The sequence below is a fragment of the Pedobacter frigidisoli genome, from assembly GCF_004331675.1.
Taxonomy (GTDB): Bacteria; Bacteroidota; Bacteroidia; order Sphingobacteriales; family Sphingobacteriaceae; genus Pedobacter; species Pedobacter frigidisoli.
On record NZ_SJSN01000019.1, the window covers coordinates 1 to 13340 of the forward strand.

10 protein-coding genes and 1 pseudogene are annotated in these 13340 nt (G+C 37.5%); 8 read left to right on the forward strand and 3 right to left on the reverse strand.

The genetic code is table 11. The features are described 5' to 3' along the window. Positions 1 to 471: pseudogene (locus EZ449_RS22735) on the forward strand (IS4-like element ISBthe3 family transposase); the annotation flags it as partial. 740 nt (positions 472 to 1211) lie between these two features. Here EZ449_RS22735 and fcl read toward each other — a convergent pair. Next, positions 1212 to 2138 (reverse strand): GDP-L-fucose synthase, encoded by a 927-nt coding sequence (gene fcl, locus EZ449_RS19280; protein ID WP_131561994.1) that lies wholly within the window; start codon positions 2136 to 2138, stop codon positions 1212 to 1214. Between the two features lie 321 nt (positions 2139 to 2459). Between fcl and EZ449_RS19285 the strand changes: the two genes are divergently transcribed. Next, positions 2460 to 3743, forward strand: coding sequence for a nucleotide sugar dehydrogenase (locus EZ449_RS19285; protein WP_131561996.1), 1284 nt, complete (start codon positions 2460 to 2462; stop codon positions 3741 to 3743). Between the two features lie 144 nt (positions 3744 to 3887). Here EZ449_RS19285 and EZ449_RS19290 read toward each other — a convergent pair whose 3' ends face one another. Together EZ449_RS19290 and EZ449_RS22740 are read right to left on the reverse strand one after the other, a co-directional pair. Further along, the gene (locus EZ449_RS19290) at positions 3888 to 4772 is read right to left on the reverse strand and encodes a transposase (protein ID WP_131561998.1); all 885 of its coding nucleotides are present in this window, start codon (positions 4770 to 4772) and stop codon (positions 3888 to 3890) included. Positions 4773 to 4973: 201 nt separating this feature from the next. Further along, positions 4974 to 5120: a hypothetical protein gene (locus EZ449_RS22740; RefSeq protein WP_165499813.1), complete on the reverse strand. Its 147-nt coding sequence runs from the start codon at positions 5118 to 5120 to the stop codon at positions 4974 to 4976. A gap of 880 nt (positions 5121 to 6000) precedes the next feature. Here EZ449_RS22740 and gmd point away from each other — a divergent pair. The 6 genes from gmd (at position 6001) to rfbF (ending at position 13339) form a co-directional block, all read left to right on the forward strand. Then, positions 6001 to 7137: a GDP-mannose 4,6-dehydratase gene (gene gmd, locus EZ449_RS19295; protein ID WP_131562000.1), complete on the forward strand. Its 1137-nt coding sequence runs from the start codon at positions 6001 to 6003 to the stop codon at positions 7135 to 7137. 293 nt (positions 7138 to 7430) lie between these two features. After that, the gene (locus EZ449_RS19300; RefSeq protein WP_131562002.1) at positions 7431 to 8171 is read left to right on the forward strand and encodes a tyrosine-protein phosphatase; all 741 of its coding nucleotides are present in this window, start codon (positions 7431 to 7433) and stop codon (positions 8169 to 8171) included. Between the two features lie 144 nt (positions 8172 to 8315). Then, positions 8316 to 9155 carry a polysaccharide biosynthesis/export family protein gene (locus tag EZ449_RS19305; protein WP_225872376.1) on the forward strand — a complete coding sequence of 280 codons (840 nt, stop codon included), beginning with the start codon at positions 8316 to 8318 and terminating at the stop codon, positions 9153 to 9155. 12 nt (positions 9156 to 9167) lie between these two features. Beyond that, a complete protein-coding gene (locus EZ449_RS19310) occupies positions 9168 to 11519 on the forward strand; it encodes a GumC family protein (RefSeq protein WP_225872377.1) in 2352 nt (783 codons plus the stop codon). Positions 11520 to 11521: 2 nt separating this feature from the next. Beyond that, positions 11522 to 12553: a ferredoxin--NADP reductase gene (locus tag EZ449_RS19315; RefSeq protein ID WP_131562004.1), complete on the forward strand. Its 1032-nt coding sequence runs from the start codon at positions 11522 to 11524 to the stop codon at positions 12551 to 12553. Positions 12554 to 12562: 9 nt separating this feature from the next. After that, complete coding sequence (rfbF, locus tag EZ449_RS19320) at positions 12563 to 13339, forward strand: glucose-1-phosphate cytidylyltransferase (RefSeq protein WP_131562006.1); 777 nt, start codon at positions 12563 to 12565, stop codon at positions 13337 to 13339. The last annotated feature ends 1 nt before the right edge of the window (position 13340 follow it).

The window sequence follows — 13340 nt, forward strand, 5'->3', positions numbered from 1 at the left end:
CAAGCTAACCAGTGTATTGGATGGTACAAGAAAAGATGGTTAATAGAAGAACTATTTAGGGTTATAAAAACAAAGGGTTTTGGGGTAGAATCTAGCCAACTGGGCACTGGTGCCGGTTTAAAGAAAATAATCGCCATGACCTTACAGGTTGCACTGAAGATAATGCAGCTAAAACTTGCGCTAAACGACCAGATGATGCAGGTGGAAGAAGTATTCACACCTCACCAATTGGATTATCTAGACGTAGTAAGGCAGCGGGTAGAAGGCGCAACCGAGTTGCAGAAAAACCCCTACAAAAARCATACGCTTGCCTGGGGAACTTGGTTATTAGCCAGATTGGCGGGATGGAGCGGATACAAATCTCACGGTCCACCTGGATACATTACCATCAAAGATGGCTTCGATAAATTCAACCTACAATTTGTAGTGTATGCCGAAATAATGAAATATAAAGATGTGTGTAAAGATTAGCTCCTTAAGAGAGGGGATGAAAGGGTGCAGGCTTAGCAAGGCGCCAAAAGGTATTTGATGGGTAAGTGCAGTAGTTGGTGGTCCAACCACCAATCGTCATTCCCTTGTAGACGAGAATATTAATACTTTAGCTGTTTTTGAAACGGGTGCTATGCCCTTCTTTGGAGGGAGTGAGTTGGGATTGAGTGATGGGAGGGGGGAGGAATTTAAATTTCGCATTTCTCATCGCTGTATGTTTGTTTAAATAATAGCACAAGCGGTATTGCATCAATCGATGAAAAATCGATTTCGCAATTACGGAAAATAAGAACATCAATTGTCGGATAACGACCTTATGAAACACTCGTAATAAGACTAAGCGAGAGCTGACATAGTCATTTCAACTGTTTTAATGTTGCAATTCCAAGAGGGGCAAGGTGCATAACTAACAAATTGCCATAAGGTGTTTTATTTGCACATGACCTGGTCAGTGGTACATCCACTATTCGTTATTCCGTGCAGAAATGAATATTAATGCTTTGGTTATTTTGAAAAGATCACTATATCCCTCTTTGGAGGGGTGAGTTGGGATCAAGTGATGGTAAGGGGAGGAATTAGAATTTCATGTTCTTATCCCTGATTGATGGCTTACCAATCCTTTCGATGCTCTGAATTCTAATTATGCTTTTACAGCCAACAAAAATGGCTTAAAATCTGATTTTGATCAATTTTAGGCCCTTATTATTTAATAGAATACCCTATTAATACCTGCTTTCGAAATCTTGATAAGCCAGTGCAATGCCTTCAGGTAATTCTATCTTGTGTTTCCAACCAAGGTTGTGCAATTTGGTTACATCCATTAATTTTCTTGGTGTTCCATCAGGTTTGCTGGCATCGAATACCAATTCGCCCTCAAAACCTAAAACATCCTTAATTAATAAGGCCAGGTCTTTAATGGTTAAATCTGTTCCAGTACCAATGTTGATTAAATTAGGCTCATTATAGGTTTGCATTAAGAAATAACAAGCCTCAGCCAAATCGTCAGCAAAAAGAAACTCACGCATTGGCGATCCTGATCCCCAAACCACTACTTCCTTTTCGTTATTCACTTTTGCTTCATGCACCTTGCGGATTAAGGCTGGTAACACATGAGAATTTTGTGGGTGGTAATTGTCGTTAAAACCATATAAATTGGTTGGCATTACCGATATGAAATTACAGCCATATTGATCGCGATAAGCATCGCACATTTTGATGCCTGCAATTTTGGCAATGGCATAAGGCTCATTAGTATGCTCCAAGGTTCCGGTTAATAAATAATCTTCTCTTAGGGGTTGGGCAGCCATTTTTGGATAAATGCAACTCGAACCCAAAAACATTAATTTTTTAACATCATATAAATAGGCATTGTGGATCACGTTGTTCTGAATTGTTAGGTTTTCATAAAGAAAATCTGCCCTATAGGTATTGTTTGCTACAATACCACCCACTTTAGCGGCGGCTAAAAATACATAGTCAGGTTTTTCTGTAGCAAAAAAATCAGCAACAGTCTGCTGGTTGCGTAGATCCAATTCGGCTGATGTTTTTGTTAGCAGATTAGTGTAACCCTCTTTCTGTAGTTTACGATAAATGGCAGAACCCACCATACCCCTATGACCAGCAATATAAATTTTAGCGCTTTTTTCCAATGATTAAAGATTTGTATTACAAAAGTACGATAGATTTAACAAAGGACTGGAAACGAGATGAAAAAACTTGTTTAGTAACATGGAATGCTTTTTCGTTTGTTACTTTATAGTGCGACAAATTGAACTTTATATTAGCTTTATGCGTCACTTGAAGCTATGGGTCGTAAATTCTTTTCTATTTGGGAGGGCAAGAGGAGGTAAAGTGGTAATGCCATCTTAAATGAACAACTTGTAATCATGTGCATGCTATAACAATGATTATTTCTTCACAGCCAAGAGTGATATCCATTTTATATATCTTTGCCCATCAAGCATTCAAAGATGAATATAGAAAGGCAAATTGCGATTATTGGTTTAGGTTATGTAGGTTTACCATTAGCCATAGAATTTGCCAAATACTATCAGGTGATTGGATTTGATACCGATGAGGATCGAATCGCTGAACTCGATCAGTTAAAAGACGCTACACAGGAAGCTGACTTGGAAGCGCTTGCTTTAGTTACACAAAAGACGAGTCAAGAAAAAGGACTAAGGCTCAGTGCAAACCTGCCTGATATTGCAAATTGCAACATTTACATCGTTACGGTACCCACACCAATAGACCAACAAAAAAGCCCAGATTTAAGGCCTTTGCTGGAGGCTAGCAGAATGCTCGGCATCGTGTTGAAAAAAGGCGATACGGTAATTTATGAATCTACTGTATACCCGGGTTGTACTGAAGAGGATTGTGTGCCCGTGCTCGAAAAAATATCGGGCTTAAAATACAACGTTGATTTTTTCTGTGGCTATTCTCCAGAGCGCATTAATCCTGGCGATAAAATCAATACCTTAACGAAAATTAAAAAAGTCACTTCGGGTTCTACCCCAGAAATTGCAATGCAAATAGATGAACTTTATGCCTCCATCATCACCGCGGGTACGCATCTAGCGCCTAGCATCAAGGTAGCTGAAGCTTCGAAAGCTATCGAAAATGCCCAGCGGGATGTTAACATCTCCTTTGTAAATGAATTGGCACTCATTTTCGATCGGATGGAAATCGATACAACTGATGTATTGGCAGCCGCCGCTACCAAATGGAATTTTTTAAATTATAAACCGGGTTTGGTGGGTGGTCATTGCATTGGTGTTGATCCCTATTATTTGGCGCATAAATCAGAAGCTTTGGGTTATAAGCCTGAAGTCATATTATCAGGCCGCCGAGTAAACGACAACATGGGCATGTTTGTGGCCAATAAGGTCATTAAAATGATGGTTGCAAAAGGCAAGGCGATCAATGGTGCTAGGGTTTTAATCCTTGGTTTTGCTTTTAAAGAAAACTGCCCCGATACTAGGAATACGCGTGTCATCGATATTTATAAAGAACTCAAATCTTTTAGTCTCCAAGTAGATGTGTACGATCCTTGGGCAAATAAAGATGAGGTAGTAAAAGAGTACGGGTTTCAATTAGTTCAAGATCATGATTCTGAGGTTTATGACGCTGTGATATTGGCAGTAGCGCATCAGCAGTTTCTAACCCTAGATTATGCGAAATTTAAGCACAACGGCGCAATTATTTTTGATACCAAATCTTTTATAGATCGGACTTTGGTTGATGCAAGGTTGTAGTATAATCGAAATCCTCCATATATCGTCGTCCTACCATTGACGTTATTTTTAACTGGCTATACCTCAATTATTGCATTTTGAGTTCATTTGCTTTTTTATTAAGAAACATGATTTGTTGCTGCTTGATTTTTTCTTCATATTTTGCTATTCCTGTCTCAACTCCACCATACCCTTATCAAATATTCTGTAGTATAGTTCAGCCAATTTTCGTGCCGTTGCCTTCATCGCGATGCCTGAGCCCTTTCTAGCTTTTAACCTTCGGGAAAACGCGCCTAACCTAGGCTGCTTACTAAGGATGAGGCTCTGTGCAACTTGTTTGGATATTTGCCCGGCTCTTGTGGCAGCCTTTTCCCTGCTCCTCTTGTTCATCTTACCGGATTGGTGTTTTCCGGGCGAAAGCCCAAGCCAGGGAACGTAATTTTTAACAGATGGCCACTGTTTGATATTGTTCCCTAATTCGGCAGTGAGTCGCATGAGATTATAATCGGTTAGGCCGGGTAGAGTGGTTGGATTGGCGCCATGAATACCCAAAAGCAGATCATGCAAGTGATCTATTTTAGGTTTGTTATGGCGAATTGGTTTTATTGGATGGTTGTCGCTGTAATTCTTGTTGGATGAGCTACTATATTCCTCAAGTATTTTCTGGGTCTCGGTATCACATTTGGAGACTTGGCTGAGGTAAAACATATAACTCTCATAAGACTGCAGAAGTTCGAAGATATATTCCTCCCTGTAATTACCTTCCAGGGCCAATAATATATCCCTGCCCTTGTTTTTGATCAAACTTGTTGTACAATAGCCTAAAAGCCTTTCAGGATTTCGCTCTCCTGCCAGAATAGCCTCTATCATGGCCAGGCCACTGGCTCCGTGGGTTTGTGAAAGCACTTCTGGCATGCGCATATTCATGAGGATCAACGCTTTTTGCATATGCTGAACATGAGTGGATGCCACTTGTAGTTTATCCTCCCTCATCCGCGTATAGACCCTTAGTTTTCGTGCAATATCCTCGGGGACAAAACTCTCACGCAATAGGCCTTAACTAAATAGCTGCTGAATCCCTTGACAGTCTTGGACATCGGTCTTTCTAACGGGAAGGTTCTTGCCGTCAGAGGGATTTACGAGTGTTACATCAAGGCCATCGGCTTCCAAGACATCATAAAGGGTGATCCAATAGCACCCCGTGGCCTCCATCGCTACATGGGTTATCGAACATTCCCTTAGATATGCACTTTAATGCTTATAACTTGCAGTAAAGGTGCGAAAGTTCCTGACCGATTGGTTCTCTACGGAAACATAAACTTTTTCACTGCCAATATCGATACCGGCACTGTTGGGATAAATTTTGCTTAGAATATCGATAATAACAAACGAGTACATTTTTAGAATGAGCTTAGGGTATATAAGATAAAGATATTACTACCATACGGGATATCTTTCGATTCACCAATATTGATTAATAAAATACCCTAAAACAAGACTCAGATTCAGGTTGAAACACTAATGATACGACTGTTATGATGCTCATTTAATACTCAACATAAAGGTAACGTCATTTATATTGATTTTTATGAAATAAATTAACCCTCAGCTTGACTGGGGATCTTAATTGCTCTTTCGCCTCATTGGTGGCGGCCTAGTCCTTTTGGCTTGGCCCAAAATGGACCAAAAGTCCAAGGCTTCCCGAAGACTCGGGACAGGTGGATTTGATGGCGGATAAATTCGTCAAAGCTTCATTTCGGCAACACAAGTGCCGATGAAAAATCGGGCGCTTGTGTTGCCTTGGGCTGTGGTTGCTTGATCGATCGTTCAAAAGCTTTAACGTTTTCTCCTTCCATCATTTCCTATGCCGGATGCAGGGTGACTATAGCGAGGGTAATAGCGTGTCATCCTCATTGCGAGGCTGGACAGGAGCGAGCAGCTTAGCGAACTGCTATACTTACAGAAACAATTATTGATTATTATCGATCGATTGTGCTGAAAAATTGAGGTAGAGGATGAATGGTTGGATAACCATGATCTTTGCCGACTCTTTAAAGTTATGGATAAGACAAGTTACCGTTGGCTCAAGCCAGGATTACTAAAGTCCTATGTGATTGTTTGTAAATGTTACTATTCTAAGAACAAAATTGCTGAGCTATTTGATAAACAGACAATTTGGCTTTTGAGAAATATTTTTAGGTCTAATTTATCTAATGTGATCCTTTATTAATCAAATAAATTATTCTGTATGTTTGTGGCTTAGAAAATTTAGTACGATATGAAAGTTGCTTTAATTACAGGGGTTACAGGCCAGGATGGTGCTTACTTAGCAGAATTTTTGTTAAAGAAAGGATATTTTGTTCATGGAATTAAGAGGCGTTCTTCTTCTTTCAATACCGATCGTATTGATCACTTATACCAAGATCAACATGAAAAGGATGTTCAGTTCAAATTGCACTATGGCGATTTGACTGATTCTACCAATTTGATTCGAATTATCCAGGAAACACAGCCCGACGAAATATATAATTTGGCGGCAATGAGCCATGTCCATGTAAGTTTCGAGATGCCTGAATATACAGCTAATGCTGATGGGATAGGTACTTTAAGGTTACTAGAAGCGGTAAGGATATTGGGTTTAACTCAAAAAACCAAGGTTTATCAAGCCAGTACCTCTGAGCTTTATGGTTTGGTCCAGGCCGTTCCGCAAAGTGAGTCTACACCATTTTATCCACGTTCTCCTTATGCTGCGGCAAAGATGTATGCCTACTGGATTACTGTAAATTACCGCGAAGCTTATAGCATGTTTGCTTGCAATGGTATTTTGTTTAACCATGAAAGCCCTTTACGTGGCGAAACTTTCGTTACCCGAAAGATCACAAGAGCAGCGGCTAAAATTGCTTTGGGCTTACAGAAGTGTTTGTACTTAGGAAACCTATCTGCGCAAAGGGATTGGGGTCATGCAAAAGATTATATAGAAGCAATGTGGCTCATTTTGCAACAAGAAAAAGCAGAGGACTATGTAATTGCCACCGGCGTAACCACTACCGTTCGCGAATTTGTGCGAATGAGCTTTTTAGAACTGGGCATTGAGATAGAATTTTCAGGTAAGGATGAAAATGAAAAAGGCGTGATCATTGGTTTAGATGAGGAAACCCTAACTTCTTTAGGCTTAAATAGTGAACAACTATTTTTAGGTAGTACCATAGTACAAGTAGATGCAAAGTATTTCAGGCCAACAGAAGTTGATTTATTATTGGGTGATCCAACAAAGTCGAAAACACAATTGGGTTGGGAGCCTAAATTTGATTTACTAGCGCTAGTGAAAGATATGGTGATCTCCGATCTTCATTTGATGAAAAAAAACGAGTACCTTAAAAATGGAGGTTTTAAAACATTAAACTATTTTGAATAGTTACAGCATAATTGGTATCGAATATTTTAAATGCTCCGAGATGTGTTAAGCTAAAATTTAATCTTTAGAAACGATCTACTTTTTGCCTGTTTTGATCAACTATTTTAATCTAAAACCCTATCTTTAGATTTTATTAGCTTAATAGATTACATATTGTAGCTAATTTTATTTGAATTACCTAATTAAAGTGTCTATCCTTATTGAAAAATGATCGAGTTACTATTGCTTGATTAAAATTAAATTATTTATCAAAACTTATTTAATAATCATTTCTTATTGTTCATTAAATTTTTATGTTGAATTTTTTTAGTAAAAAACAAAAAGTAACCGATATCGCTTGGTTAGGTATAGATATGCATTCACATATCCTACCGGGCATAGATGATGGCTCGCCCGATTTAGCCACCTCTATTCGTTTTGTTAAAGCCCTACAGGAATTAGGTTATGATCAATTGATTGCTACATCACATATCTTCAAGGAACTCTATCCTAATACCTACGAAACCATAAATGCTGCAAAAGATTTGCTGCAAGTTGAGATGGATAAACAAAATATTTCCCTTAAACTAAGCGCTGCGGCTGAATACATGGTGGATCCGGATTTCAATTTAAATGAATCAATGTGTACCCTAAATAATAAACACCTATTAATTGAAATGTCATATCTAACTGAAACACCTAATTTCAGTAAAACGATATTTGATATTGAAATTAACGGATACCAACCCATATTGGCCCACCCAGAACGTTATACATTTTATTTTAAGGATCGAAGCCGTTTAAAAAGATTTAAAGAAAAAGGTTGTCTTTTGCAATTGAATTTGTTGTCTGTACTAGGCTACTACGGAAAGGATGTGAAACAATTAGCGGATGTTTTGATAAAAGAAAAAATGTACGATTTGGCTGGTACCGATCTGCACCACGATAAACATTTGAGAACACTAACTGATTCAGTGCAGTCTGGAAAACTTTACGATTTGATCGGAAACTATAATTTTAAGAATCAAGAGATTTTTGGTGCGGTTATGGCGTAGGGGCAGGGAGTTATTATACCGAAGTTGATTAGTTATGAGGGCAGTAACATTTAACATACTCTTATCAGCCTAAGTTTTTTACAAATCCGCATTTTTGACTTTTCTATTTTACAATTAAATGATTAAGTTTGCAAGCTGTTCAAAATGCTCAATTTCATTTTAGACAGATATACTCCTATGAATAAACGAAACAATGTGATTAAAGGGATTGGTGTTTTAGCCATTTTTATTACAATATCCCTAACCTCTTCTTGTGTAAGCAACAAGAAAATAGCTTACTTTCAAGATATACAAACTGTTAATCAAGCCCAACTTGAAAATGCGGTGAAATTTACAGAACCAACTATCCAGCCAGATGATATTTTAAGTATTAATATATTTACGCTCAATCCTCAGAGTGGTGCGATTGTCAATCAGGCTGCTTCGACTCCGACACTTGGTGGTAACACAAATGCTAGCTTAGCGGCACAAAATACTGGCTTTCTAGTGGATAAAAATGGGGAAGTTGAACTTTCCTTAATAGGTAAAGTGAAAGTAGCTGGCTTAACGACTTATCAGGCCCGCGAATTAATTAGAGATAAGACAAGCGAAGTTTATAAACAGCCTAATGTACAACTTCGCTTTGCGAATTTTAAGGTAAGCGTTTTAGGTGAGGTAAATGCCCCGTCTGCCTATACTTTGCCAAATGAAAAAGTAAGTATTTTGGATGCCTTAAGTTTGGCAGGTGATTTGACTATTTATGGAAAACGTGACAATGTTTTAATTGTTCGAGATAATAATGGTAAGAAAGAGTTTGCACGGTTGGATTTAAATTCTTCAAATATCTTTAACAATCCGTTCTATTATTTGAAACAAAATGATGTGATTTATGTGGAACCGAATAAACGTAAAGTTTCCGCATCCAATTCGGCTCAAATCCAAACCATTGGTGTAATCGCATCTGTCATCTCTGTAATTGTCTTGGCCATTTCTAGTTTTAAATAGTACACAAACCAAATGAATAACTTACCGGAAATAAATATGGTAAATCATACTGATGAAGAGGATAGCATTAATCTAAAAGAGATTTTTAATAAATTAATAGATAAATGGCTATTTTTTGCCTTAAGCCTGTTTATATGTTTATTGATATCATTTGTTTATATTAGGTACACTCCACCAACGTATCAAATTAAAGCCAAACTTCTTGTTAATGACGATGAAAAAGGTGGAGGACTTGGTAAGCAAGCTGGAGCGCTGATGGATCTTGGTAGTTTAATGGGCGCTAAAAATTCTGTTGATAATGAGGTTGAGATCTTGAGGACAAGGTTTTTAATGGAGCAGGTGGTTCGTCAAATGCAATTAAACATTGTATATACCAAAAAGATTGATTTTGTTAGCAGAGAACTTTATCAGCCCCCTTTTAGATTCAATATCATAAAAGGGGTTGATACCATCAAGGCAACCAAGTTTGATGTGCATAAGATCTCCAACCTCAAATTTAGAGTGACTACTAAGGGCTTTACAAAAGAGGTAACTTGGGGTGATCAATTCGTTGTGAATGGTGTTGGTGTGATTCAAATGGAACCCAATCAAATTGGGCTAGTGGACTCCGGTGAATATTTTGTTACTATTAGCTCAGTTGATGAACGGGTAGCTAACCTTATGGGTAAGCTTTCTGTTGGGGTTTCAAATAAACAAGTTTCCATAATAGACATAGGATTATCATACACACTGCAACAAAAAGGCGAAGATATACTGAACACTTTGATTAGAAAATATACAGAAGCTAATATGAGCGATAAAAATGCAATTGCTGATAGTACCTACCAATTTATCAAAGAGCGCTTGAACGTTATTGCTTCTGAACTTGGAGATGTAGAAGATAAAGTAGAAACTTTTAAGCAAAAGAATCAATTGGCTGATATGAGTGAGCAAGGCAAATTGCTTGTTCAAAACACGGGTGAATTTAGTGCAGATTTAGCTAAAGCCGAAACTCAAGTAAGTGTGCTCACAGACTTGGAAAAATACCTTAAAGATGAAAGCAATAATACGCGAGTTTTTCCTTCAGCACTTGTCCCTTCAGATTTGGTTTTTTCTAACCTAATGAGCCAATACAATGCTCTCTTGATTGAACGCGAGAAACAACTATTAAGTGATACTGAAGAAAGCCCTTTTGTTAAAAACATTGATAATCAGATTAAGGGTTTAAAAAGCGATATCTTATCGAATGTTCAAAGTTCAAAAAGCTCAGCACTTTTTACAAGAAATAAATTACGAGCTCAATTAAGTCAAGCTGAAGGACAAATTTCTGGGGTACCACAAATTGAGAAAAATTACCTGAAACTCGCTAGAAATCAGCAGATCAAACAAGAGCTATATATCTTTTTAATGCAAAAGGCAGAAGAAACCGCTATCTCAAAAACTTCAAATATTTCCATTGCAAAGACTATTGATCCTCCTAAGGCCGATGTATTACCAATTAGCCCCAAGAAAAGCATTATTTATCTTATGGGTTTAATAGCTGGCCTTATCATACCAATAGTTTTCATTTTTGTCGTTGAGCTCTTTAATAATACTATTAAAACCAAGGAAGAAATAAATGCACTTACGCAAGTCCCTGTAATAGGAGAAATCAGTCATAATGATAGTGATGATAACTTAGTTGTCGCAAACCAAAGTCGTTCTGCTATCTCTGAACAATTTCGAGCGCTGCGCACCAATCTCTCTTTCTATCTAAAAAACAAAGACGAAAAGGTTATCTTATTAACTTCTAGTATGAGCGGTGAGGGCAAGTCTTTCACTGCTATTAATCTTGGCAATATTTTGGCATTAGCAGGCAAAAAGGTTTTATTAATGGAGTTAGATTTACGCAAGCCGGGCTTATCAGCTAAATTAAGTGTTGACAACTCTGTTGGTTTTAGTAACTACACTATAACACCTAATTTAAAGGTTGAAGACATTATACAACCCTTATTGATTAATAAAAACATTTTCATTATATCGTCTGGTCCGTTGCCTCCAAATCCAGCAGAAACCTTAATGAGTGAGCATATGCCCAAATTGATGAAAGACCTTAAAGAGGAATTCGATTATATCATTATGGATGCACCACCCATAGGCGTTATTGCTGATGCACAGCTTTTGTCTGTATATGCTGATGTAACGCTCTATCTAGTACGACAAAAAGTAACCCAGAAGAATCAGATCACTACTGTTGAAGATCTTTATCGCAGTGGTAAAATGAAAAATTTAGGTATAGTGGTCAACGACATCATAAGTAAATATTATGGATATGGCTATGGCTATGGTACTTATGGTGAGGAAGCGAATACCAAATGGTATAGTAAACTTTTAAGGAGGTCATAATAATGAATTATACTCTAAAGGTTGCAGAAATTAGAAAGGAAACTGCAGATACAGTTACCTTGTGCTTTAAGCAACCTGGTCTTAAGAAAATTAAGTACTTAGCTGGTCAGTACCTCACCTTAATCTTTAGGATAAATGGTAGGCGTTATATTCGCCCATACTCTTTTTCCTCCTGCCCAGGCTTTGATGCTTTCTTAGAAATTACGGTTAAAAGAGTAAAAAATGGTATCGTCTCTAACCACATCAATGATATGGTTAGTGTTGGTGATTCGATTGAGGTAATGCCACCAATGGGAGATTTTATTTTTGAGGAAGAAAGTTTATTTACGGATGTATATTTTTGGGGAGTAGGTAGCGGTATTACGCCACTTATCTCGATCATGAAATATATCCTTTCTACGAAGCCAAATATAAGGGTGCACTTGAATTATGGAAACAAAAACCACGAGACTACTATTTTTAAAGACCAAATACAGCAATTAATTGCTCAATACCCAGTACATTTACTTGTTAGGCATTTTCACACTAAACTATTTGTCGATGAAAGTCATCCGCATTTAATCCAAGGAAGAATAGATCAAGACAAGGCTTTACAAATACTCGACGATAAACTAGATCCCAAAACATGTGCTCATTACATTTGCGGACCAGCAGGATTAAAAGAATCTGTAAAAAAGGCTATTGTAGTCAAATATGGATTTCTGGCTAATGTTTTTTCAGAGGATTTTGAATTGATTAAAGACCCAAAAGATTTTGAAGATGTACACACTCAAAATATCTTGATTAATTTCGAGGGCATTGAACATCGACTTGAAATTTCAAAAGGTAAAAGTATTTTAGAAGCCGCATTAAATGCTGATATTGAATTGCCTTATTCTTGCCAAACTGGCAATTGCAGTACCTGCAAAGGTAAATTGACGGTTGGGCAGGCCAAAATGATTGGATTAAGCAAAGAACGTGATGATCTTGCAGCAGATGAGTTTTTATTATGTTGCACACATCCTTTAACAGAAAATGTACAAATAAGCATATAACGTAAAAATATGAAAGTAGTAATACTTGCAGGTGGTTTAGGTACCCGATTAATGGAAGAGACAGAAGCTCGCCCAAAGCCTATGGTAGAAATTGGTGGCAAACCAATTTTATGGCACATCATGAAAATCTACGAAGCCTATGGCTACAACGATTTTGTATTGTGTTTGGGCTACAAAGCTCAAAGTATTAAAGAATATTTCTTAAACTACTATTTGTATAATTCTGACGTATCCATTGATATTGAGAAAAACAAGGTTGATGTACATTTTTCTAATTCAGAATCCTTTAAGGTAACTTTAGTGGATACTGGATTAAGGACCAATACGGCAGGCCGAATAAAAAAAATTCAAAAATACGTAGAGGGCGAAACATTTATGTTGACTTATGGTGACGGCGTTGCCGATATTAACATTACAAAACTACTTGAGTTTCACAACGGTCATGGTAAATTGGCTACGCTTACGAGCATCCAGACTCCCGGACGCTTTGGTAACATCGAGATGGATGAAGATGGAAGTGTAAATCATTTTGTAGAGAAACCACAAGGAGATGGGATGTGGATTAACGGAGGTTTCTTTGTATTAGAACCTGGCATATTCAAATATCTTGAAAGTGATATGGATGACATTCAATGGGAAAATGTGCCCTTAAAAGAGATAGCCAATGATGGGCAGTTAGCGGCGTACAAACATCCAGGTTTTTGGAAACCCATGGATGCTTTAAGAGATAGAATAGAATTAGAACAAATGTGGGCTAGTGGAGATGCTAAATGGAAAATCTGGTAAC